At 73.9% G+C, this 22954-nt stretch carries 17 protein-coding genes and 2 tRNA genes; 9 read left to right on the top strand and 10 right to left on the bottom strand.

The window, feature by feature from the left end; translation table 11 throughout:
• Positions 1-192 precede the first annotated feature (192 nt).
• Positions 193-1284 carry an LLM class flavin-dependent oxidoreductase gene (locus ACFV04_RS28415; RefSeq protein ID WP_380339225.1) on the top strand — a complete coding sequence of 364 codons (1092 nt, stop codon included), beginning with the start codon at positions 193-195 and terminating at the stop codon, positions 1282-1284.
• A gap of 65 nt (positions 1285-1349) precedes the next feature.
• Here ACFV04_RS28415 and ACFV04_RS28420 read toward each other — a convergent pair whose 3' ends face one another.
• Together ACFV04_RS28420 and ACFV04_RS28425 are read right to left on the bottom strand one after the other, a co-directional pair.
• On the bottom strand, positions 1350-3413 hold the full coding sequence (locus ACFV04_RS28420) for a putative bifunctional diguanylate cyclase/phosphodiesterase (RefSeq protein ID WP_380533428.1): 2064 nt from the start codon (positions 3411-3413) through the stop codon (positions 1350-1352).
• A gap of 383 nt (positions 3414-3796) precedes the next feature.
• Positions 3797-4222, bottom strand: a complete 426-nt coding sequence (locus ACFV04_RS28425; protein WP_380533430.1) for an OsmC family protein — start codon at positions 4220-4222, stop codon at positions 3797-3799.
• Positions 4223-4507: 285 nt separating this feature from the next.
• Here ACFV04_RS28425 and ACFV04_RS28430 point away from each other — a divergent pair, with 285 nt between their 5' ends.
• Both ACFV04_RS28430 and lepB read left to right on the top strand, forming a co-directional pair.
• Positions 4508-4843, top strand: a complete 336-nt coding sequence (locus tag ACFV04_RS28430) for a chorismate mutase (protein WP_380339216.1) — start codon at positions 4508-4510, stop codon at positions 4841-4843.
• 211 nt (positions 4844-5054) lie between these two features.
• On the top strand, positions 5055-5921 hold the full coding sequence (gene lepB / locus ACFV04_RS28435) for a signal peptidase I (protein ID WP_380339213.1): 867 nt from the start codon (positions 5055-5057) through the stop codon (positions 5919-5921).
• Here the strand turns inward: lepB and ACFV04_RS28440 are convergent.
• From ACFV04_RS28440 to ACFV04_RS28450, 3 genes are all read right to left on the bottom strand, one after another.
• A complete protein-coding gene (locus tag ACFV04_RS28440; RefSeq protein WP_380533433.1) occupies positions 5884-7044 on the bottom strand; it encodes a DMT family transporter in 1161 nt (386 codons plus the stop codon). The two genes, lepB and ACFV04_RS28440, sit on opposite strands and share 38 nt — an antisense overlap.
• Positions 7045-7269: 225 nt before the next feature.
• Entirely contained in the window at positions 7270-9678 is a 2409-nt protein-coding gene (locus ACFV04_RS28445) for a transglycosylase domain-containing protein (RefSeq protein WP_380533435.1), read from the bottom strand.
• Between the two features lie 220 nt (positions 9679-9898).
• Positions 9899-9972, bottom strand: a tRNA-Lys gene (locus ACFV04_RS28450).
• A 124-nt stretch (positions 9973-10096) separates the two neighbouring features.
• Between ACFV04_RS28450 and ACFV04_RS28455 the strand changes: the two genes are divergently transcribed.
• Both ACFV04_RS28455 and ACFV04_RS28460 read left to right on the top strand, forming a co-directional pair.
• Positions 10097-10960 (top strand): DUF998 domain-containing protein, encoded by an 864-nt coding sequence (locus ACFV04_RS28455; protein ID WP_380533437.1) that lies wholly within the window; start codon positions 10097-10099, stop codon positions 10958-10960.
• Positions 10961-11049: 89 nt separating this feature from the next.
• Positions 11050-11901, top strand: coding sequence for an alpha/beta fold hydrolase (locus ACFV04_RS28460; protein WP_380533447.1), 852 nt, complete (start codon positions 11050-11052; stop codon positions 11899-11901).
• A 122-nt stretch (positions 11902-12023) separates the two neighbouring features.
• Here ACFV04_RS28460 and ACFV04_RS28465 read toward each other — a convergent pair.
• From ACFV04_RS28465 to ACFV04_RS28480, 4 genes are all read right to left on the bottom strand, one after another.
• A tRNA-Lys gene (locus tag ACFV04_RS28465) sits at positions 12024-12097 on the bottom strand.
• A gap of 60 nt (positions 12098-12157) precedes the next feature.
• Complete coding sequence (locus tag ACFV04_RS28470) at positions 12158-14290, bottom strand: dipeptide ABC transporter ATP-binding protein (protein WP_380533439.1); 2133 nt, start codon at positions 14288-14290, stop codon at positions 12158-12160.
• Positions 14287-15285 (bottom strand): ABC transporter permease, encoded by a 999-nt coding sequence (locus tag ACFV04_RS28475; protein WP_360253218.1) that lies wholly within the window; start codon positions 15283-15285, stop codon positions 14287-14289. Before ACFV04_RS28475 ends, ACFV04_RS28470 begins: the two co-directional genes overlap by 4 nt.
• A gap of 14 nt (positions 15286-15299) precedes the next feature.
• A complete protein-coding gene (locus tag ACFV04_RS28480; protein WP_380339196.1) occupies positions 15300-16280 on the bottom strand; it encodes an ABC transporter permease in 981 nt (326 codons plus the stop codon).
• Positions 16281-16695: 415 nt separating this feature from the next.
• On the opposite strand from ACFV04_RS28480, the gene ACFV04_RS28485 reads away from it, so the two are divergent.
• The gene (locus ACFV04_RS28485; protein ID WP_380533441.1) at positions 16696-18402 is read left to right on the top strand and encodes an ABC transporter family substrate-binding protein; all 1707 of its coding nucleotides are present in this window, start codon (positions 16696-16698) and stop codon (positions 18400-18402) included.
• 439 nt (positions 18403-18841) lie between these two features.
• On the top strand, positions 18842-20053 hold the full coding sequence (locus ACFV04_RS28490) for a low temperature requirement protein A (protein ID WP_380339190.1): 1212 nt from the start codon (positions 18842-18844) through the stop codon (positions 20051-20053).
• Between the two features lie 43 nt (positions 20054-20096).
• Here ACFV04_RS28490 and ACFV04_RS28495 read toward each other — a convergent pair whose 3' ends face one another.
• Positions 20097-21071 (bottom strand): LysR substrate-binding domain-containing protein, encoded by a 975-nt coding sequence (locus ACFV04_RS28495; RefSeq protein WP_380339187.1) that lies wholly within the window; start codon positions 21069-21071, stop codon positions 20097-20099.
• A gap of 269 nt (positions 21072-21340) precedes the next feature.
• Here ACFV04_RS28495 and snpA (ACFV04_RS28500) point away from each other — a divergent pair, with 269 nt between their 5' ends.
• Both snpA (ACFV04_RS28500) and snpA (ACFV04_RS28505) read left to right on the top strand, forming a co-directional pair.
• Positions 21341-22000 (top strand): snapalysin, encoded by a 660-nt coding sequence (snpA, locus tag ACFV04_RS28500; protein WP_380533444.1) that lies wholly within the window; start codon positions 21341-21343, stop codon positions 21998-22000.
• Positions 22001-22301: 301 nt separating this feature from the next.
• Positions 22302-22925, top strand: a complete 624-nt coding sequence (gene snpA, locus ACFV04_RS28505; protein ID WP_380339181.1) for a snapalysin — start codon at positions 22302-22304, stop codon at positions 22923-22925.
• Positions 22926-22954 lie beyond the last annotated feature (29 nt).

Consider the following 22954-nt stretch of genomic DNA (forward strand, 5'->3'; position numbering starts at 1 on the left):
CGCTCGGTCGGTGGTCCGGGGAGGAATGGCCGAAACACACCCGGACCGGCATCGAACGGCATCCCGCCCCCGGGAACAGCGAGCCCCCGGGCGTGGTTGACCCCGGTCGGCAGCAGTGACCGCCGGGCCGTCCGAGACCCGTGCGGTCGCCACACGAAGGCCGGTCCGAAGCCGGTCAGGAGGGCGGACGGCATGACCACCGAGGACCAGCAGGAGCACGGGGCCGAGCCGCCGGCCGGCACGGCGGTCCGGGGCACCGCCCGCGGCACGGCACCCGCCCCGCTCTCGATCCTCGACCTGGCCACCGTCGGCGCCGGCCACACGCCCGCCGAGGCCTTGGCGGCCACCACCGAACTGGCCCGCAGGGCCGAACAGTGGGGCTACCACCGCTTCTGGGTGGCCGAGCACCACGGCATGCCCGGGGTGGCGAGCTCGACCCCGGCCGTCCTGCTCGCCCACCTCGGCGCCAACACCACGACGCTCAGGCTCGGTTCGGGCGGCGTGATGCTCCCCAACCACGCCCCGCTGACCATCGCCGAGCAGTTCGGCCTGCTGGAGGCCCTGCACCCCGGCCGGATCGACCTCGGGCTCGGCCGCGCCCCCGGCACCGACCCGGCCACCGCCCGCGCGCTGCGCCGCGGCCTCGGCGAAGGCGCGGACGACTTCCCGCAGCAGCTCGCCGAGCTGACCCACTTCCTCGACGGCGACTTCCCCACCGGCCACCCCTACGCCCAGCTGACCGCCGTCCCCAAGGGTGACGGGCGCCCCCCGATCTGGCTGCTGGGCTCCTCCGGTTTCAGCGCCCGGCTCGCGGGCCGCCTCGGCCTCCCGTTCGCCTTCGCCCACCACTTCAGCAGCACCAACACCCTCCCGGCCCTGGACCTCTACCGGTCGTCCTTCCGCCCCTCCGCCGTGCTGGCCGAGCCGTACGCGCTGATCGGCGTGAGCGCGGTCGCCGCCGACGACGAGCCCTCGGCCCGGCGTCTCGCCCGCTCCGCGGCCCTCGGCATGCTCCGGTTGCGGCGCGGCAACCCCGGCCCGATCCCCACCCCGGAGGAGGCCGAGCAGTACCCGTACAGCCCGGTCGAGGCGGACTTCGTCGACAGCTGGCTCGACAACGTCGTCCTGGGCGATCCGGGCCGGGTCGCCGACGGCCTGGAGGCCCTGCGCAAGCGGACCGGGGTGGACGAGCTGATGGTCACCTCGCACATCCACGGCCACGAGGCCCGGCTCCGCTCCTACGGCCTGATCGCCGAGGCGTACGGCCTGACGGCGGAGGAGTGACGGCCGGCGCGTGACGGCGGGCGCCCGGCGGGTGCTCCGCCCGGCGCCGCACCCCGGACCTGCCGCTACCGCCCGTCCAGGGCGGGGCGGCCCTCGCGGAGTATGGCGGCGACCAGCGAGGCCTCGCCCGGCCGGGCGAAGTACCAGCCCTGGGCGGTGTCGCAGCCGGTCAGCCGCAGCCGCTCGGCCTGGGCGGCGCTCTCGATGCCCTCGGCGGTGACGGTCAGGCCGAGGGTGTGGGCGAGCTGCACCATCGCGCCGACGATCTGCTCGTCGGCGTCGTTGCGGCGGGAGTCGAACGCGGGGAGGCCGGGCCGGTCCGCGGGGGCCGGGTCGCGGAAGCCCTCGATGAAGGTGCCGTCCAGCTTCAGCACGTGCACCGGGAGCCGGGACAGGTAGGCCAGGTTGGAGTAGCCCGTGCCGAAGTCGTCGATCGCGATCCGCACGCCCATGTCGGCGAGCGCCTGCAGGGCCTGCAGCGGGCGTCCGCCGGGGCCGAGCAGGGCGCTCTCGGTGATCTCCAGCTGGAGCAGCCGGGCGGGCAGGCCGGTGCTGTCGAGGGCCCGGGCGACGTCGGCGACGACGTCGGAGTCCCAGATCTGACGGGCAGCCAGGTTGACGCTCACGAAGGTCTCGGTGTCCGGGAACTCGGTGAGCCACTGCCGGGCCTGGCGGCAGGACTCCTCCAGCACCCACTTCCCGAGCGGCACGATGGCGCCGGACTCCTCGGCGAGCGGGATGAAGCGGTCCGGGGAGAGCGTCCCGTAGCGGGGGTGGCGCCAGCGGACCAGTGCCTCGGCCCCGTGTACGGCGCCGTCGGCCAGGCCGACCAGCGGCTGGTACTCGATGGTGAACTCGCCGCGCTCCAGGGCCGGCCGCAGCGCGGTGGCGAGCAGCTGGCGGGTGAGCTGGTGGGCGCCGCGGTCCGGGTCGTAGAGGGTCCAGCGGGCGCGGCCGTCGGCCTTGGACCAGTAGAGGGTGGCGTCGGCGTCCTTGACCAGGTCGGTCGGGGTGGTCTCGTGCACGGAGCGTTCGACCACGCCCACGCTGGCGGTGACCACCAGCCGGTGCCCGGCGATGTCGAAGGGCCGCTCCAGCGCCTCCAGGATCCGGCCGGCCAGTTCGGTCAGCTGCTCGCTGCCCAGGCTGTCGGTGACCAGGACGGCGAACTCGTCGCCGCCCATCCGGGCGACCAGGTGGGTGTCGTGCCCGTCGAAGCCGTGCCGCAGCCGGGTGGCGACGGCGATCAGCAACTGGTCGCCGATGCGGTGGCCGAGAGCCTCGTTGATCGTGGCGAAGCCGTCGAGGTCCAGGTAGCAGACGCCGACCCGGCGGCTCCCCCCGCCGGCCGGGCCCGGGGCGGGCTCCTCGGTGACGGAGAGGCAGGCGGCGTCGAGCCGTTCGAAGAAGTAGGCCCGGTTGGGCAGCCGGGTGAGCGGGTCGTGCAGGGCCTGGTACTCCAGGCGGTCGCCGAGCCGGCGCTGTTCGGTGATGTCCTCCACCAGCGCGAGGGTGTAGAGCGGTTGCCCGGCGCCGTCGCGGATCAGCGAGACGGTGACCTTGCTCCAGACCTCGTGGCCCTCGCGGTGCTTGAGCTGTTTCTCCACGCGGAACCGTTCCCGCTCCCCGCGGACGAGTTCGGAGAACAGCCGGTCCGGCATGCCCTCCGGGTCGATGATCTCGTGCAGGTGGGTGCGGACCAGTTCGCCGACGCTCCGTCCGATCAGGCCGGCGAAGGCGGGGTTGACCTCGATGATCCGGTCCTCGGGGTCGATCAGGGCCATCCCGATGACCGCGTCGCAGAAGGCGGCCCGGAACCGGGACTCGCTGGCCCGCAGTGCGGCCAGCAGCCGGTCGGCTCCGCCGTCGGCCCGGTCGGGCCGGTCGTCCGAGCCCCGGTGCGTGCCGTCGGCGAGCGGGGTCGAGCAGGTGGGGCAGAGCAGCGCCTCGGGCTCGACCGGCGTCCCCCAGGCGTCGGGAACGGCGGCCGGTCCGGGGGTGGGTCCGGGGGCCGGTCCGGTGGCCGGGGCGAGGACCGGCGCGGCGAGGTGCCGGCGGCGGTGGCGTGGTGATTCCTCGTGCCGCACGCCCGGGTGGTGTGCGTCGGCCCCCTCGTTCTGGCCCGGCACGGCATGCTCCCGTCCGCTGCTGACGCTTGACGATGGTTCGGCCGGTCTGTCGGGATCCCGGCGGCCGGCTCCGCACTCTGTCGCGGTCCTCGGAGTCGGTCCGCTGCGGGGCGCCCGCCGTGGGGCGCTGTCGCACGGGGACCCGTGTGAAGAACAGGGCGCTTCGGCCGATCATAGGCCGCGACGGCAACGCGCGGTGACCGCCGCGAGGGTGATTCGCCCGCTTTGTGATCATGGGTGGCGGTACAGGCGGACGCCCCCGGTACACATCACATGATGTGCGCCAGGGGCGCGTGCGCCGAAGCCGCGCCCCCGGGCGCTGGTTGCGCGCCGGGGCGGGACGGGGGCGGAGAACCGGGCGGCGGCGGAAGCGGCCGGACGGGTCAGGCCAGCTTGGCCTCAAGGGTGATGGTGGTGCCGGTCAGGGCCTGGCTGACCGGGCAGTTGGCCTTGGCGTCCTCGGCGGCCTTGACGAAGCCCGCCTCGTCCAGGCCGGGCACGACGCCGGTGACGCTCAGGTGGATGCCGGTGATGCCCTCACCCGGTTGGAAGGTGACGTCGGCCTGGGTGTCGAGCGTGGTGGGCGGGGTGCCGGCCCCGGCCAGGCCGTGCGAGAGGGCCATCGAGAAGCAGGCCGAGTGGGCGGCCGCGATGAGCTCCTCCGGGCTGGTCTTGCCGTTGGGCTGCTCGGCGCGGGCCGGCCAGGACACCGGGTACGTGCCGATCCCGGACGAGACGAAGGTCGTCTGGCCCTGCCCTTGGAGGAGGTTGCCCTCCCAGGCCGTACGAGCGGTGCGGGTGGTTGCCACGATCGGTACCTCCATTACTGGGGGACAGCTGAGCGGTCACTTCCGGTCATGCACGCACCAGACTACGGGCAGCCCGCGGCCCGGACCGGCGTGTCACGCCGCGTCGGACGCCCCGGTGGCGCGGGCCGCCGGAGGGGGTGCCCGGGGTCCGTCGGGCTGTCCGGATCGTGGACGGATCCGTCCGACGGTGCCGGGCCGGAGCGGGGGCCCTGTTAGATTTGCCCGGGCCCGAGCCCGGCCGCCGTACGGTCGGGCGCCCACCCAGACACACCGGGAGCCGCCCCGATGACGGACCACCCCACGACCCCCGACGCCGGCCTGACCGAGGGGATCGACGACGCCGTACGCGCCGAGCTGACCAGCCTGCGCGAGAGCATCGACAACATCGACGCCGCGGTGGTCCACATGCTTGCCGAGCGCTTCAAGGCGACCCAGCGGGTCGGCCGGCTCAAGGCCGAGCACAAGCTGCCGCCGGCCGACCCGGCGCGCGAGCGGGACCAGATCAGGCGGCTCCGGGAACTGGCCGCCGGGGCGAAGCTGGACCCGGTCTTCGCTGAGAAGTTCCTGAACTTCATCATCGCCGAGGTCATCCGGCACCACGAGGCGATCGCCCGCGCCTGAAGGGCGGCCCGCGAGTCCTGACGGGGCAGGAACGCAGGAAGGAAGGGCCCTCCGGCCGGTCCCGGCACGGTCGCGGAGCAGTCCGGGAGCACTCCCGGAGCGGGCTCGCGGCACCCGGTGATGTCGGTGACGGCTAAATGCCCGATTTCGTCAGGCTCCACGGTTGGCGTAGCGTGCGGGTTTCCCCAGCCGGAGAGGTGGAGCAGCGACGATGGCGGTGAACCTGCCCGAAACGCCCAGCGGAGCCCCCAGCGATCCCGCCGCCCAGGACGCCCCGATCACTCCGATCGCGCGGGACTCCCGGAACGCCCAGGACGCCCCGTCCGCCCACCGGGTGCCCGGCGGCCGCGCCGAGGCCCGCCGTCGGGCCCGCGGCTCCGGCGGGCGCCGGGCCGACCGCCCGGGCGGGAACGGCCGTGCGGGCCGGTCGGGCCGTCGCCCCCGTCCGTGGTGGATCGAACTGCCGATGATGGCCGTGGTCGGCCTGGCGGTGGCGCTGCTGATCAAGACCTGCCTGTTCCAGGTGTTCTCCATCCCGTCCGGATCGATGGAGAACACCCTGCGCATCGGCGACCGGGTCGGCGTGAACAAGCTGGCACCGCTGACCGGCTGGGAGCCGGAGCCGGGGCAGCCGGTGGTGTTCAAGGACCCGGGCGGCTGGCTGCCGCCGCAGCCCACCGACTCGAACCCGGTCACCAACACCGTGAGCTCGGCGCTCAGCTTCGTCGGACTGGTGCCGCCGAAGGACGACAACTACCTGGTCAAGCGGGTCATCGCGACCGGCGGCGAGACGGTGCAGTGCGACGGCACCACCCTGAGCGTCGACGGGCGGAAGGTGGACGAGCCCTACCTGCACCCGGGCGACGACTCCTGCGCGGGCCTGGACTTCGGTCCGGTGAAGGTGCCCGCCGGCTACGTCTGGGTCGAGGGCGACCACCGCAGCGACTCCTCCGACTCCCGCTACCACCAGCGCGGCCCCGGTGGCGGAGCCGTGCCGGTGAGCAACGTGGTCGGCCCGGTGTCGGCCGTCGTCTGGCCGCTCAATCACCTCGACTGGTTCGGCTGGACCGGCCGCTGACCGCGCGCTCGGCGGCCACCCGCTCCCGGGCGCCGTGGCCGCCGCCGGTTCCGCCGGGGCCGGCCGGGTCCTCCGGACCGGCCGCCGTGGCAGCCGAGACCGCCGTGGCAGCCGAAGCCGCCGCGACCACGTCCGTCGACGCCGGATCGTCCGGGCCCGACGTGCCCGACGTGCCCGAGGCGTGCGAGTCGCCCGACGTGCCCGAGCTCGCCTGCGCCGCGAAGGCGCCGGCCAGCACCAGCAGGCCGCCGGCGATCTGCGGCAGCCCCAGGTGCTCGCCGAGCAGCACCCAGGCCAGCACGGTGGCGACCACGGCCTCCAGGTTGGCCACCACCCCGGCGATCGGCGGCGAGAGGTACCCGACCGACACCACACCGGTCAGGTAGGCGAGCACGGTCGCGATCAGCACCATCCACAGCGCGGGGACGAACGCGGGCAGGGTGTGCCCGTTCATGACCACGTCGCCGCCGAGCCGGCTCCAGTCGGCCTGCCAGGGCCGGGTGACGGCGGTGAGCAGGACGGCGCCGATGAGCAGCCCGTACGCGCTGACGGCCAGCGGGTCGACCGGGCGGTCGCCCCGGCGTCCGGCGTCGGCGAGTACGAAGTAGCCGACCTGGCAGCAGGCCGCGCCGAGGGCGAACAGCACGCCGAGGGCGTCGAAGCCCAGACCGTTCCAGACCTCGACCACGCAGGCCAGCCCGGCCACCGCGACGCCGGCACCGACGGCCGCGCCCCGGCTGATCGGCTTGCGCTGGACGAACTTGACGTAGCCGATCAGCAGCGGCGGTCCGAGGTACTCGATGAGCAGGGCGACGCCGACCGGGATGCGGGAGATCGCCGCGAAGTAGCAGGCCTGGACACCCGCCACGGCGAGCAGGCCGAAGCCGAACAGCAGGCCGGGGCGGCGCAGGACGGCGTCCCGGTGCCGGTAGGCGATCGGGAGGAGGGCCACGGCGGCGCCGGTGACCCGCAGCCACACGACGTGGAGGGGGGAGAGCCCGGCCTCGATCAGCGGCTTGGCCGCGGTACCGGAGCCGCCGAAGGCGAAGGCGGAGACCAGTGCGAGGCCGAGGCCGAGGGTTCGGCCCGAAGGGTGGGTGGGCGAGGCCGTTGATCTGTGCACCGCCGCATTGTGACAGTCATACCGATACTTCGGTAAGGCGCCATTTCGGCATTTGGTCCTGCACTCAACTGTGCGCAGTGGCGCAATCACCGAGCCGACAGGCAGGCAGACGGCAGGCCGCTCGGCAGGCAGGCACGCAGCCAGGCAGGCAGACAGGCGGACGGACAGAAAGACCGGCTGACCGGCCGGAGCCGGTCAGCCGGTCAGCCGGCGCGTCGTCGCAGGTCAGCCCCCGGAGCCCGCCGAGGCCCCGGTGAGCGCGTCCGCCCCGGCCGTGGGCTGGGTGGTCGGCTGCGCGGTGGGGGCCGTGGTCGGCTGGGTGGTCGGCGTCGGCCGGGTGGTGGGCCGGCCGGTCGGACGGGAGGTGGGCTGGGTGGTCGGCTGGTCGGTCGGGGGAGCCGTCGGCGCCGTGGTGGCCCCGCCGGTGCCGTCCGTCGGCGTCTTCGGGCCGGGGGCGTCGCCCGACGGGGTGGTGGCGCTGCTGCTGGGGCCGCCGGTGGGCGCGCCCGTCGACGGGGCGCCGGTCGGCGTGCTCGGGGCGGTCGGCAGGTCGGTGGCGCCCGAGGAGTCGTCGCCGTCGGCCGGGGTCGGGAAGTCGCTGACCGGCCGGCCCTTGAGCGCGGCCTTCATGTAGCCGGTCCAGATCTGTGCCGGGTACTGGCCGCCCGCCGCGCCGTCGATCCCGCCGACGCCGCTCAGGCTGACCTGGGCGCCGGTGTCCGGGTCCTGGCCGAACAGCGCGACCGAGGTGACCAGCTCGGGGGTGTAGCCGACGAACCAGACCGACTTCTGGTCGTCGGTGGTGCCGGTCTTGCCCGCGACCGGGCGGCCGAGCGCCTTCGCCCGCCAGCCGGTGCCGCCCGGGTCGCTCACCACGCCCTGGAGCATCGAGGTGACCCGGTTGGCGGTGTCCGCGCTGATCGCCTGGGTGGTCCGGTGCGCGGGCATCGTCACGGCCTCGCCCTCGCGGTCCACCGACTGCACCAGCCACGGGGTGATCTGCTTGCCGCCGTTGTCCAGCGTGGCGTACACGCCGGCCATGTCGAGGACGCTCGGGGTGGCCGCGCCCAGCGGGATGGAGGGCACCGGGTCGAGGCCCGGGGTGTTGCCGGGCAGGCCCAGCGCGACACCGGTGTCCTTGACCTTCTGCAGCCCGGTGTCCTGGGCGAGCTGCGCGAACGCCGAGTTCACCGACCAGTCGACGGCCTGCTGCAGGGTGATCTGGCCGTAGCTCTTGTCGCCCTCGTTCGGCGGCGCGTACGGGGTGCCCTTGCCGCCGCGGACCTTCCGGCCGCTGGTGCCGTCGTAGACGGTGCGCGGGGTGACGGTGCGGCCGTCCTGGGTCTTGGCGTCGTTCTCGAAGGCGGCGGCCAGGGCGATCGCCTTGAAGGTCGAACCGGCCTGGTAGTCGCGCCGGGTCGCGTTGTCCACGTAGTGCTTCACGTAGTCGGCGCCGCCGTACAGGGCGACGATCGCGCCGGACTTCGGGTCCACCGAGACGGCGCCGGCCTGGGCGGCCGCGTCCTTCTTGCGCTTGTCCGGGTTCAGGGTGTCGCGCAGCTGCGCCTGGACGGAGTCCTGGAGGGCCTGCTGGCGGCCCGGGTCGATGCTCAGCTTGACCGTGTAGCCGCCCTTGGCCAGCTCGCTCTCGCTGATGACCCCGCTCGTGGTCAGGTACTGGGTGGCCGCGTTCACCAGGTAGCCGGCCTGGCCGGACAGGCCCGGGTTCGGCTGCGGGTCCCGGACGTCGGGGAAGGCGGTCCCGGCCCGCTCGTCGGCGGAGAGCCAGCCCTCCTTGACCATGCCGTCGAGGACGTAGTTCCAGCGGTTGACGGCGTTCTGCTTGCCCGCCGCGGTCGCGGTGGCCACGTCGTAGGCGCTCGGGGCGTTCAGGAGGGTGGCCAGGTAGGCGCCCTGCGCGGGGTTCAGCGCGGAGGCGTCGACACCGAAGTAGGCCTGGGCGGCGGCCTGGATGCCGTAGGCGCCGCGACCGTAGTAGGAGGTGTTCAGGTAGCCGGAGAGGACCTCCTCCTTGCTCTCGGTGGCGTCCACCTTCATGGCGATGAACAGTTCCTTCACCTTGCGGGTGACCGACTGCTTCTGGCTCAGGTACGTGTTCTTCACGTACTGCTGCGTGATGGTGGAGCCGCCCTGGGTGCCCTCGCCCTTGGCGGTGTTGACCGCGGCGCGGACCAGGCCCTGGACGTTGACGGCGCCCTCGTTGTAGAAGTTCCGGTCCTCGGCGGCCAGCGCCGCGTGCTGCGCGGCGGGGGAGACCTTGTCCAGGGTGACGTTCTGCCGGTTGGTCTGGCCGGTGCGGGTGATCACCGAGCCGTCCGAGTAGAGCCAGGTGTTGCTCTGCGCGGTCGCGGCGGCGTGCGCGTCCGGGACCTTCACCAGCGCGACCCCGAGCGCGAACAGGCCGACGCCGAGCAGCAGCGCCGAGGCGAAGCCGAGCAGGGTCATCCGCCAGGTGGGTATCAGCCGGCGCCAGCCGGCGCGCTTCGGGCGGCGCGGCTTCTTGCCGCCGGACCCGCCGACGCCGTCGACGGCGCCGGTCGGGCGCTGGAACCGCTGGATCGGGCGGAGACCGATCGACGGCGTGCGACGGCCGCCCTGGGCGTTTCTGGACAAAGCGCGGCCTTTCCTGCGGGCGCAACTGAGCAGCCTGCACGGACGGGGACATCGGTCGGGGACCTTTGTCCCGATTCCGGTTGTACTGCCCTGGACGAGCAGGACGGGCCTGATGGCTCCGTCGGACAGCCATTCGAGACCGACATCACACACAAATCGGACTTCGAGGGCCAAAAAATCGGGGAGCCCCTCGCGACTGCGAGAGGCTCCCCGGTGTCTGTGCGCCGCCAGGGACTCGAACCCCGGACCCGCTGATTAAGAGTCAGCTGCTCTAACCAACTGAGCTAGCGGCGCCTGCTGACCTGGAAAACAATACACGGTCCCGAGGGGTGCCTCGAACCCGCCCCGGACGGCCGGCAGGCGATACGTCCCTTTCCTTCCAGTTGGGGCGGAGTTCGCCGCTGGTTAGGGTGGAACCGTGCCCAGCCCCCAGCCAGGACACCGCACCGCACGGACGGCGGTCGCCGCCCTGCTGCTGCTCAGCGCCGTGGCGTACACCGCCTGGGTGCTGGAGGTGGTGCTGAGCACCGGCCTCGACCCCGTGCAGGCCTACATCAGCGAACTCGCCGCCGAGGACCAGCCGCTGGGCGGCCTGTTCCGGGCCACCGACCTGGTCGCCGGACTCTGCTTGCTCGCCGCCGCCGGCACGGCCCTCGTCGGCGGCCTCGCCGCCGGGCCGGTCACCGGCGAGGGAGCCGGCCCGACCGCCGGCCGCGCCGACCGGTCGGTCACCCGGCGGACCGGCGGCGCCCGGCACCGCCGCCGCCGCTGGGCTGTCGTCGGCTGGTCCGCCCTGGCCCTCTTCGGCGCCGCGACCGCCGCCGACTCCCGGCTCCCGCTCAGCTGCACCCCCACCAGCGACGAGATGTGCGCGGCCCGCGAGACCGCCGGGCTCGTCCCCGCGACCCACGCCGCGCACGCCGTCACCAGCAGCCTCGCGGTGCTCGGCGCCCTCACCGCCCTGGTCTCGCTCACCGTCGCCGCCCGCCGCTACGGCTGGTGGCCGCCGGTGCGCCGGTTCGGGCCCTGGCTGCTGGGCGCCGAACTGCTCGCCACCGGCTGGAGCCTCGCCGCGATCGCCGCTTTCCAGGCCGGGCGCGGCACCTGGGCACTCGGGGCCGGCCAGCGGCTGCAAGTGCTGCTGGTCGCGCTCTGGCTGGCCGTCCTGGCCGTGGGCGTCGCCCGCTCCACCCGGCGGAACGAGCCGGACGGGCGGGACGGGCCGGCCGGGCCGGGGCGGCGCCACCCGGCCGAGCCGCTCCCCGAACGGAGGACGGCGTGAGGGCACCCGGCGAGCCCGACGACCCCGGCGCCCCCCGCGCGCACCGTACGGGCGGCGACCCCCGTCGGCCCGACGACCCCGGGACCCGGGTGCGCTTCCTGCGCGTCGACGGGGTCCCGCTGCACGTCCGCACCGAGGGCAGCGGCCCGGTCTGCCTGCTCAGCGGCGGCCTCGGCAGCAGCTGGTTCGACTGGGACCTGGTCGTCCCCTTCCTCACCCCCTTCCGCACGGTGGTCCGCTTCGACCGGCCCGGCTACGGGCTGAGCGCCGCCGAGCCCGCCGCCGGGCGGCCCGCCCCGACGGCGGCCGGGGAGGCCGGGCGGATCCGGGCGGTCCTGGACGGCCTCGGGCTGCCCGGGCCCTGCACCGTCGTCGGCCACTCGCTCGCCGCCTTCCACGTCGAGGCCTTCGCCCGGCTGCACCCGGAGCGGGCCGCCGGGCTGGTCCTGGTCGACGGCAGCGTCGAGCCGGGGGCCCGGCCGTACCCGGCGCCCGGCGTGCGTGACCTGGCGGCCCGGGCGGCGGCCGGCACCGCCACCGCCCTCGCCGTGCCCTACCTGCTCGGCCCGGCCGTGCGGCGGACGGTGGCCCGGCTGTCCACCATCCGCCGCGAGGACCTCGCCCCGGCGCCGCTGGTCCGGCACTGCTACCGGACCGGCCGGGCCCTGCGCGCGCTGCTGCGGGAGAACGCGCGCTACCTGGACGTGGCGGCCGAGCTGGACGGGCTGCGGCGCACCCGGCCGCTGCCCGAGGACCTGCCGGTCACCGTGCTGGCCGCCGACGACGGTTGCCGGACCCGCCGCACCGAGGCCTGGCTGGCCGAGCAGCGGGAACTCGCGGCACTGCTCGGCGCCGACTTCCGCACCACGGCCCCGGCCGGGCACCTGGTGATGTTCGACCGCCCTGACGCGGTGGCCTCGGCGGTGCTGGACACCCGCTGAGGCGGCGGTCGGGGGAGCGGTGCCCCGGGCCGGCGGCCGGAAGGCGGCACGGCGCCACCCCCACCCGCCCCGGAAACGCCTCAGGCCGCCCACCGAAGTGAGCGGCCTGAGACCTTGCCATGTGCGCCGCCAGGGACTCGAACCCCGGACCCGCTGATTAAGAGTCAGCTGCTCTAACCAACTGAGCTAGCGGCGCCTGCTGACGTCGAAGACATTACACGGCGCGAGCCCGATCCGCCGAATCGTCGGCGGGTGGTCACCCGCCGTGACCGTCCCCGGCCGGCGGCTCGGGGTGGTGGCAGGCCGCCTGGTGGTCCGTTCCCGGGGCGCCCCCGGTCAGCGCCGGCCGTTCCTGCTCGCAGCGGGCCCGGTCCGCCGGGTCGGTGAGCCCGGCGTGGCGCGGGCAGCGGGTGCGGAACGGGCAGCCGGTGCGGCGCTCGGTGGGGGAGGGCGGGTCGCCGGCGAGCAGGACGCGGTCGCGGGCCCGCTCGGCGGCGGGATCGGGGAGCGGGACGGCGGAGAGCAGGGCGCGGGTGTACGGGTGGCGGGGGCGGTCGAAGACGGCGGAGACCTCGCCCTGTTCGACCGTCCGGCCGAGGTACATCACGCTGACCCGGTCGGCGAGGTGGCGGATCACCGAGAGGTCGTGCGAGACGAACAGGTAGGAGAGGCCGAGTTCCGCCTTGAGCGCCTGCAGCAGGTTCAGCACCCCGGCCTGGATGGAGACGTCCAGCGCCGAGACCGGTTCGTCCAGCACCAGCAGCCTGGGGCGGACGGCGAGGGCCCGGGCGATCGAGACGCGCTGGCGCTGGCCGCCGGAGAACTGGTGCGGGTAGCGGACGGCGTGGTCCGGGTCGAGGCCGACCTGCCGGAGCAGTTCGGGCACCCGGCGGGCGATCTCCGCGCGGGGGGCGCGCTGGGCGAGCAGGGGTTCCGCGACGATGTCGCCGATCGGCATCCGGGGGTCGAGGCTGGCCATCGGGTCCTGGAAGACGATCTGCAGTTCGGCGCGGAGCCGGTGGGCCTCGGCCCGGGTGAGCTCGGCGGTGTCGTGGCCGAGCAGTTCGATCCGGCCGGTCTCCGGGGCGCCGAGCCGCAGCAGTTCGAACAGCGTGGTCGACTTGCCGGAGCCGGACTCCCCGACCAGGCCGAGGGTCTCGCCCTCCCGCAGGTCCAGGTCGACGCCGTCGACCGCGTACACCTCGCCGACCCGGCGTTTGAACACCGTGCCCTTGAGGAGCGGGAACGTCTTGCCGAGGCCGCTCACCGCCAGGACCGGTGCCAGGCCGGAGCGGTCGCCGCGGGCGGTGGCGGCGGGCAGCTCCGGGACGGGGTAGACCTCGGCGGGCGCGGGCCGCCGCTCGGCGAGCTCCGCCGACCGCAGGCAGGCCGACAGGTGTCCGCCGGCCCCGTCGGGAGCGCCCTCCCGAGCGGGTTCCGACGTGCTTCCCGGGGCGGGCTCCAGGGTGGGTTCCACCGTCGAGCAGCGTTCCTCGGCCAGCGGGCAGCGCGGCGCGAACGGGCAGCCCGGGGGCAGCTCCGCCATGGGTGCCGGGCTGCCCGGGATCGGCACCAGCGGACCGCCGCGCCCGTCCAGCCGGGGCAGCGCGCCGATCAGCCCGAGCGAGTAGGGGTGGTGCGGGGCGGTGAACAGTTCGTCCACGCCGGCCGTCTCGACCACCCGCCCCGCGTACATCACCGCGACCCGGTCCGCCGTCCCCGCGATCACCCCGAGGTCGTGGCTGACCAGGACCAGCGCCGCGCCGGTCTCCCGGCGGGCGGTGCGCAGCACGTCCAGCACCTGGGCCTGGATGGTGACGTCGAGTGCGGTGGTGGGCTCGTCGGCGAGCAGGATGTCGGGCTCGTTGGCGACGGCCATCGCGATCATCGCGCGCTGGCGCATGCCGCCGGAGAACTCGTGCGGGAAGCTGTCCAGGGCCCGGTCGGGCGCCGGGATGCCGACCAGGTCGAGGAGTTCGGCGGCCCGGCGGCGCGCGGTGGCCCGGTCCACCCGCTGGTGGATCCGGACGGCCTCGGCGATCTGGTCGCCGATCCGGTAGACCGGCGTGAAGGCGGACAGCGGGTCCTGGAAGACCATGGCGACCCGGCGGCCGCGGACCGCCGCGAGTTCCTTCCCCGGCAGTCCGACCAGCTCCCGCCCGTCCAGCCGCACCGACCCGCTGACCCGCGCCGTCCCGGGCAGCAACCCGAGCACGGACAGCGCCGTGACGGACTTGCCGGAGCCGGACTCGCCGACGATGCCGAGGGTCTCGCCGCGCCGCAGCGTGAGGTCGACCCCGCGCACGGCGGGGACCGGGCCGTGCGGCCCGGCGAAGTCCACCCGCAGGTCGCGGACGGAGAGCAGCGGGGTTTCGACGGTGGTGGTCACGGGCGCTTCCTACGGCTGACGGAACGGCGGGTACGGGAGCGGCCGGACCGGCGGGGTGCGGCCCCGGAGGTGGGGTCGAGGGCGTCGCGCAGCCCGTCCCCGATCAGGTTGACGGCGAGGACGAACAGCACCAGCAGCCCGGCGGCGAAGTAGAACAACCAGGGGAACACCGGGGCCTCGCTGGTCCCCGCGGCGAGCAAGGTGCCGAGCGAGACGTCCGGCGCCTTGACCCCGAAGCCGAAGTAGGAGAGCGCGGTCTCGCTCATCACGGCGCCGCCGACCGCGATGGTCGCGTCGATGATGAGGAAGGAGGCGACGTTCGGCAGGATGTGCCGGCTGATGATCCGCAGCGGCCGCACTCCCATGAACCGTGCGGCGCGGACGAATTCGCGCTCGCGCAGGGAGATGGTCATCGAGCGGACCACCCGGGCGGTGATCATCCAGTTGAACAGTGCGAGCAGCAGGACGAAGGCGATCCAGCCGGCGCTCTTCAGCCGGGCCGACACGATGGTGATGACCAGGAAGGCGGGGAAGACCAGCAGTAGGTCCACCAGGAACATCAGGGCCCGGTCGGTCCAGCCGCCGAAGTAGCCGGCGCAGGCGCCGACCACGGAGGCCAGCACGGTGGAGAACAGTGCCACCAGCAGCCCGATGACCAGTGACTTCTGCAGCCCCCGGACGGTCTGCGCGAACACGTCCTGGCCGACCCCGTTGGTGCCGAACCAGTGCTCGGCGGACGGGGGTTGGTGCAGCGCGGAGAAGTCGGGCGTGGCGTAGTGCCAGGGCGTCAGGTACGGCCCGCCGAAGGCGAGCGCGAACAGCAGCAGGACGACGACGGCCCCGGCGAGGGCCCCGCGGGCGGCGAGCAGCCGGGCCAGCACGAGCCGTCCGCGGCCGGCCGCCCGGGGCGCCGGGGCGGAGTCCGGGAGCCCGGCCGGTCCGGCGGCCGAGGGGCGCCCGGTGGGCTCGGCCGGTTCGGTGGAGAGGGTGGTCATCTCGGTCTCCTCGGTCAGGACCGCACGCGCGGGTCGAGGGCGGCGTGCAGGGTGTCCGCGAGGAAGCCGGAGGCGAGGACGACGACGGCGGTGAACAGGTTGATCGCCACGACCGAGTTGACGTCCTGTTCGTTGATCGACTGGATCAGCCACTCGCCCATGCCGTGCCAGCCGAAGATCGTCTCGGTGAAGATCGCGCCGGTGAAGATGCCCAGGAAGCTGTAGGCGAACATCGTCGACATCGGGATCACGGCGGTGCGCAGCCCGTGCTTCAGCAGCGCCCGTCCGCGGGTGAGGCCCTTCGCCTCGGCGGTGCGCAGGTAGTCGGAGCCGAGCACGTCGAGCATGGTGCCGCGCTGGTAGCGGCTGTAGGTGGCGAGGCCGCCGAGGGCCAGCGAGACGGTGGGCAGCAGCAGGTGCAGCGCCCAGTCGGCGAGGTGGGTGCCGAGGCCGCCGGTGAGCCCGGGGGTCTCGTAGCCGGTGAACGGGATCACCTCGTGGCCGGCCGCGTCCTTGGCGGCGATGGCGCCGTTCTTGAGGAACAGCGCGACCAGGAAGACCGGCGTGGAGAGCAGCACGAAGGACAGCACGGTCAGCAGCCGGTCGGAGATCCGGTACTGGCGGACGGCGCTCCACGCCCCGACCGCGGTGCCCAGCAGCATGCCGAGCACGCTGCCGATCAGCAGCAGCCGCAGTGAGACCCAGACCCGGCGGCCGAAGTCGTCGGTGACCGGGGTGTCGTGGATGGTCCGGCCGAGGTCGCCGTGGAGCAGGCCGCCGGCCCAGTGGCCGAAGCGCTCGACGACCGGGGTGCGGTCGTTCAGGTTGAGCGCGGTGAGCTGGCGCTCGACCGATTCGGCGGACGGGCGGGGGACCTTGGCGTCGAAGTAGGTGCGCGGCTGCAGGGCGGTCGCGGAGATCGCGTACGCCAGGAAGACGGCGGCGAGCAGCAGTGCCGCGTAGTAGCCCAGCCGCTTCGCCAGGTAGCTGAGCATCAACGGCCGCCCGGGGTGGGGGTGGGGCCGACGCGTCTGATGGGCATCGGGTGGTGGCCTTCGGTCGGGGCCCGGTCCGGGCGTCAGGGGGCAGGGGCGGCAGGGGAGTCGGGAAAGCGCAGGTCAGAGTGAAGCACTCGGGGACGGCGGCGGTGTTGCGGCGGTGTTGCCGCCCGTGGCGTTCGGATCAGGTGTGCGTTCCTCCCCCTGGTGGCGGATCTGATCCGCTGTTACGTTCCTCTGGCTCGGTGCCGGATTGAGTGCCCACGCTCAAGCCGAGTCATGCCTGCGACGCCCGAACTCGTGTTCCGGCCCGTGCCGCGTACCGCCCGTGGCCCGTGCCGCGACCCGCACCACGACCCCGTCGGACTCCCGCCCCGACTCCCGTTCCGCAGACCTCACCAGGGGGACCCCCATGGACGCTTCCACCACGGCCCGCCGTCTCGGCCGGGCGGCCGCCGCGGCCGTCGCCGTCGCGCTCGCGGTCACCGCGTGCACCTCGGGCGGGGGCGGTTCGTCCGGCGACGTGGCCAAGAGCGAGCCGCCGAGACAGGACTCCCAGGACATCAACGCCAAGGCGCCGGACCAGCTCAAGGACGGCGGCGAGGCGCGCTTCGCGCTGGACCAGTGGATCACCCAGTGGAACCCGCTGCAGGTGGACGGCGGCTCCTACACCGACACGGTGGACCTCGTCCGGGCCCTGGAGCCGACACTCTTCGGCACCGACGCCTCCGGCACCTTCCGACCGAACCCGAACTACCTGGTGGCGGCCGAGGTCACCTCGACCTCGCCGCAGGTGATCACCTACAAGCTCAACCCCAAGGCCAGGTGGTCGGACGGGAAGCCGCTGAGCTACCTGGACTTCAAGGCCGACTGGCAGGTGAGCAACGGCAAGGACCCGGCGTACAACGGGTACGACCCGTCCGGCTACGAGCTGATCTCCGCCGTCGAGCAGGGCGCCGGCCCGGACGAGGTGAAGGTCACCTTCTCGGAGCCGTACGCGGACTGGCAGAACCTGTTCCGCCCGCTGGTCCCGGCGGCGGGCATCGCCACCCCGGACGACTTCAACAAGGGCTGGGTGGAGAAGGTCCCGATCACCGCGGGCCCGTTCAAGATCGGCGTGGCGGACAAGACCGCGCAGACCATCAGCCTCGTGCCGGACCCGGCCTGGTGGGGCACCCGGGCCAAGCTCGACCGGATCACCTTCCGGGTGATGGACAAGGCGGCGAGCATCCAGGCCTACCTCAACAACGAGATCGACCTGGCCTCGGCCGGCACCGCCACCGCGTACGGCCAGCTCAAGAGCGCCAAGGACACGGTGATCAGGGCCGCCAGCCCCTGGGACGAGGTGCACATCTCCTTCGGGGGCACCGGCGCGCTGGCGGACCAGCGGGTCCGCCAGGCGCTCGGCCGGGCGGTCGACCGCTCGGCGCTGATCAAGATCGCCAACAACGGTGTGCCGGTGGAGTTCAAGCCGCTCGGCAACCACATCATCATGCCCAACCAGACCGGCTACCAGGACAACTCCGGCGACTGGGCGAAGTTCGACCCGGCCGCGGCCAAGAAGCTGCTGGACGACGCCGGTTGGAAGGACGGCGGCAGCGGGCAGCCGCGCACCAAGGACGGGCGGCCGCTGGAACTGCACTGGGTGCTCAGCGACGGCTCCACCCAGGCCCAGCTCGACCTCGCCACCGCGGCGGCGGCGATGTGGCAGGCGGTCGGGGTCAAGGTCGACCTGGACAAGGTGGCCGCCAACGACTACTTCGCCAAGTACGTGACCCCCGGCAAGTTCGACGTCGCGAGCTGGCGCAACACCGACTCCTTCCCCAACTCCAAGAGCCTCGCCAACTTCCGTCTGCCGGTGGGCGACAACACCTTCAGCAACCCCTCGCGGCTGGGCACCCCCGAGATCGACGCACTGCTGAAGAAGGCGGCGGGGACGGTCGACCCGGCGGAGGCCGCGAGGCTCTACAACCAGGCGGACGCGAAGATCTGGGAGCTCGGCCACACCGTCGAGCTCTACCAGCGGCCCACGGTGGTGGCGGTGCGCAAGGGCCTCGCCAACTACGGGGCGTTCGGTCTCGCGGGGGAGGACTACAGCACGGTCGGCTGGGAGAAGTAGCCGCCGCGGACACGACGAGGCGGGCCGCACGGCAGGCGCTGGCGAGCAGCGCGGTGATCACGAGGCCGGTGGTGCGGACACGGGAAGGTCGGCTCCGCCGCCCCCGCTGTCCCGCCACCCGCCTTGACCTTCCGCGTTGCCCGCAGGCCGCCCATGTCATGGGGCCCCGCAGGGCCCCGCGCTCTACCGACCGGGGATGAATCTAGCGGCGCCCCGGGCCCGCACGGTGCAGCGCGCGGGGCGCGTCCGGAAACCCGCCGCGCTGTCACCCGGTTCGCGCACCGCAGCGTCAACTACGGCTGACGGTAAGGAAAAAAGGGACATTCGGGGTCATCGTACCCTCGGTCGCGTGCGCGCCGCGCCGGTGCGTGCGCCGGGCCCGGGGCGCTGCCAGGATGCGCGGGACGCCCCCGCCCCTCCCGACCCCGGAGCAGCTCCGATGGCCAGTGACCCCGCCGCCGCGGCGCCCCGCGCGCATCACGTCGACCCGCCGCCGGTGCGCCGGATGGTCCCGCGGGACCGGCACGAGCCGCACCGGGTCGCCACCCCGCTGGAACTCTTCTTCGACCTCTGCTTCGTGGTCGCGGTCGGCCAGGCCGGGCGCGAACTGGCCCACTCCCTCGCGGCCGGACACTACGCGGAGGGACTGCGCGGTTACTCGCTGACGTTCTTCGCCATCTGGTGGGCCTGGATGAACTTCACCTGGTTCGCCTCCGCGTACGACTGCGACGACGTGCCGTACCGGGTCACCACGCTGGTGCAGATCGCCGGTGTGCTGATCCTCGCCGCCGGGGTGCCGCGGCTGTTCGCCACCCAGGACCTGACCCTGGCGATCACCGGGTACGTGGTGATGCGCCTCGCGATGGTGACGCAGTGGCTGCGCGCGGCGGCCGGCGAGCAGGGCGAGGCGCGCCGGGTCGCCCTGCGGTACGCGCTGGGGATCACGCTCTGCCAGGTCGGCTGGGTGGTGGTGGTGTTCCTGCCGCAGGACGTGCGCCGGTACGTCATCCCGATCGGCGTGCTGTGCGAACTGGCCGTGCCGGTGGTCGCGGAACTGCGGGCCCAGACGTCCTGGCACCCGCACCACATCTCCGAGCGGTACGGGCTGTTCACCCTGATCGTGCTCGGCGAGACGGTGGCGGCGGCGACCGTCGCGGTGCAGTCCGCGGTGGACGAGCACGAGCAACTGGGCCGGCTGGTGCCGGTGGCGATCGGCGGTCTGCTGATCTGCTTCGCCGCCTGGTGGATCTACTTCGCCCGGCCCGTCCACGAGCACCTGCGCTCCAACCGGCAGGCCTTCGCGTGGGGGTACGGGCACTACCTGGTGCTCGGCTCGGCGGCCGCGATCGGTGCCGGGCTGGAGGTCGCGGTCGAGTCGGCCGTGCACAAGGCGGAGATCTCCGGGACCGCGGCCACCGCGACGGTCACCGTCCCCACCGCGCTGTACCTGGTCACCGTCTGGTTCCTGCACTCCCGGCACACCAAGCGCGGCGCGGTCGCCCAGGCGGTGGCGCCGGTCGGGGCGGCGCTGGTGCTGGCCTGCACCGCGCTCGGCGGCCCCGGGGTGCTGGCCGCCGGCCTGGTCTGCGCGCTGATGGTGGCGACGGGCGTGCTGGTCCACGGCCGGGAGAGCGGGTTCCGGGGCGCCTGAGGACGGGCCCGGGGCGCGGCCGGGCACCTGCTGCGGCGGCGCCTCAGCCCCGCCCCAGCAGGACCGGTTCGTGCCGGGTCAGCCAGGCCAGGTAGGCCGGGTTGACCTTGGCCAGGTCCAGGTAGGCGGAGCGCAGTTCGCCGTACAGCGCGTCCAGGGCGGGCGGGCTGAGCGCGCACGGCCGCCAGGTGAACAGCAACCGGACGGCCAGCGGGTCGCCGTCCACCGGGCGGACGACCGTGCCGGGCCCGGGCGGGGAGGTCGGCTGGCAGGGGCGGACGGCCTCGCCGGAGGCGACCAGCTCGGCGGCGGTGGCGTTGTCCCGCACCTGCAGCACCCGGGGGTTGAGCCCGGCCTCGCTGAAGACCCGGCGCATCGCCGCGTACTCGTGGTCGGCGGTCGGGTCGACCATCCAGGTGTCCCCGGCGAGGTCGGCGAGGCGGACGACCGGGCGGTCGGCGGCCGGGTGTCCGGTGGCGAGTTCGACGTACTGCGGCTCACGGGCCATCAGCACCCGCTGCTCGGCGTCCGGCGGCACCCGCAGCGGGAAGCCCTCGCTCTCGTGCACGAAGGCCACGTCCAGCTGGTCGGCGGCGACCATCCGCAGCAGCGCGCTGGCCGAGACGTCGACGTGGATGGTGGTGTCGGTGTCCGGCAGGCGCTCGTGCACCCGGCGCAGCCAGGCGGCGACCGCCCGGCTGCCGACGCTGCCGATGCGCAGCCGCCGCTGCCGGCCGGGCCCGCTGGCGTCGCGCGCCTCCTGACGGGCGGCGGCCACCAGGGCGGCCATCTCGGTGATCACGGGCCGGGCCCGGGAGAGCACCGAGTGGCCGAGTGCGGTGGGTCGGCTGCCGGTCTGCTCGCGGGTGAACAGCGTTCCGCCGATGGCCCGTTCGATGCGGTGCAGCTGGGTGGTGAGCGAGGGCTGGGTCATGCCGAGCTGGAGCGCGGCCTTGCGGAGGCTGCCGCTGTCGGCGATCGCGCACAGCACCCTGAGGTGTCTCACGTCGAGCTCCACGTCGGGAGCATAGACGCCATCGAGCCACCTCGCCAAGGACATGACAGGCAATCAAGAGTGCCTGGCAGGAGGGTGCACCGGATCCCCACCGGTATGCGGCGGTGCTATCGCCGGTTGACATCATCCGTGACGGGCCCGGACGGGTCGAAGCTCGGGGGCAGCAACCCGCCCCCGCCACCGGCCGGGGCGGCCCCCACCGTGCGTCGCCGCCGTGCCCGGCCCCCACCGGCCCCGGCGCTCCGGCGCACCGCGAATCCGGAGACCCCCACATGAAGCGATCCGTGCTGTCCGCCGCCCTGGGCCTCGCCCTCGCGGCCGGCCTCGCGACCCTGCCCGCCACCGCCGTCGCCGCCCCGGCCGCGCCCGCGGCCCCGGCCGTCCAGGGCTACACCCCGGCGGCGCACGCCGGTTCGGCCGCGGAGGCCGCGAACAACCGGGCCTTCTTCCAGGCCGTGGTGGCCTCGGTCAAGGCCAAGCGGGCCGCGAACCCGTGGCTGCGGACCGTCACCGTCACCTACGACACCGCCAACGCGCCCTCCTTCACCAGCCAGATCGCCAGCGCCGCGCAGATATGGAACGGCTCGGTGCACAACGTGCGGCTCCAGGAGACCGGCGGCAACGGCGACTTCTCGTACTACGAGGGCAGCGACAGCCAGGGCTCCTACGCCAGCACCGACGGGCACGGCCACGGCTACGTCTTCCTCGACTACCAGCAGAACCAGGAGTACGACTCGGTGCGCGTCACCACCCACGAGACCGGGCACGTGCTCGGCCTGCCCGACGACTACGCCGGCCCGTGCAGCGAACTCATGTCGGGCGGCGGCCCCGGCCCCTCCTGCACCAACCCCTACCCCGACGCCAACGAGCGCAGCCAGGTCGACTACCTCTGGGCGAACGGGCTCGCGGCAGTGAACCAGGCCACCAGGTAAGGGAGTTCGGGCGCGGCGGGCCGCTCGGCCGGAATCGGGCGGCCCGCCGCTCCGGGTACTTCCCCGCATCGGAGCCTAGCCCCCACCGGAACGGAATGCCAGGGGCACGGTTGGGTCAAGACGAGGGAAAGGCCGCTCGAATCGGCGAAATCCCACGGGTATTGCACGGAGCTATCGCCGGTTGACATCATCCGCGCGCCCGCCGGGCTGCCCGAAGCTCTGGGACATCACCCGCTGACCAGGTGTCCCCCGAAGCCGGCCCCCAACCGGCCACGGCACCACAGGAATCGGAGACCCCCACATGAAGCGATCCATGCTGTCCGCGACCCTCGGCCTCGCCCTCGCGGCCGGCCTCGCCGTGCTGCCCGCCACCGCCGCCGCCGCGGCCCCGGCCGCCCCGGCCACGCAGGGCTACACCGCCTCGACGTACGCCGGTTCGGCCGCCGAGACCGCGGACAACCAGGCCTTCTTCCAGGCCGTGATGGCCTCCGCGAAGGCCAAGCAGGCCGCCAACCCCGGCCTGGCGACCGTCGTGGTCACCTACGACGCCAGCTCGGCCCCGACCTTCCGCAACCAGATATCCCAGGCCGCGCAGATCTGGAACGGCTCGGTCGCCAACGTCCAGCTGCGCTCCGGCTCGGCCGCCGACTTCAAGTACTACGAGGGCAACGACAGCCGCGGCTCCTACGCCAGCACCGACGGGCACGGGCGCGGCTACGTCTTCCTCGACTACCAGCAGAACCGGCAGTACAACTCGCTGCGGGTGACCGCCCACGAGACCGGCCACGTGCTCGGCCTGCCGGACCACTACTCCGGCCCGTGCAGCGAGCTGATGTCGGGCGGCGGCCCCGGCACCTCCTGCACCAACCCCTACCCGAACGGTACCGAGCGCAGCCGCGTCAACTCCCTCTGGGCGCGCGGCTGACGGACCCGTCGGGCCCCGGGCCGGCCGCC

This window comes from Kitasatospora sp. NPDC059599 (genome assembly GCF_042735125.1).
GTDB lineage: Bacteria > Actinomycetota > Actinomycetes > Streptomycetales > Streptomycetaceae > Kitasatospora.

Bases quoted from the DNA above. Each gene is read 5' to 3' on its own strand.
- ACFV04_RS28415 (WP_380339225.1), top strand. From the start codon at position 193: ATGACCACCGAGGACCAGCAGGAGCACGGGGCCGAGCCGCCGGCCGGC.
- ACFV04_RS28430 (WP_380339216.1), top strand. From the start codon at position 4,508: ATGACGGACCACCCCACGACCCCCGACGCCGGCCTGACCGAGGGGATC.
- lepB (WP_380339213.1), top strand. From the start codon at position 5,055: ATGGCGGTGAACCTGCCCGAAACGCCCAGCGGAGCCCCCAGCGATCCC.
- ACFV04_RS28475 (WP_360253218.1), bottom strand. From the start codon at position 15,285: ATGACCACCCTCTCCACCGAACCGGCCGAGCCCACCGGGCGCCCCTCG.
- ACFV04_RS28480 (WP_380339196.1), bottom strand. From the start codon at position 16,280: ATGCTCAGCTACCTGGCGAAGCGGCTGGGCTACTACGCGGCACTGCTG.
- ACFV04_RS28485 (WP_380533441.1), top strand. From the start codon at position 16,696: ATGGACGCTTCCACCACGGCCCGCCGTCTCGGCCGGGCGGCCGCCGCG.
- ACFV04_RS28490 (WP_380339190.1), top strand. From the start codon at position 18,842: ATGGCCAGTGACCCCGCCGCCGCGGCGCCCCGCGCGCATCACGTCGAC.
- snpA (WP_380533444.1), top strand. From the start codon at position 21,341: ATGAAGCGATCCGTGCTGTCCGCCGCCCTGGGCCTCGCCCTCGCGGCC.
- snpA (WP_380339181.1), top strand. From the start codon at position 22,302: ATGAAGCGATCCATGCTGTCCGCGACCCTCGGCCTCGCCCTCGCGGCC.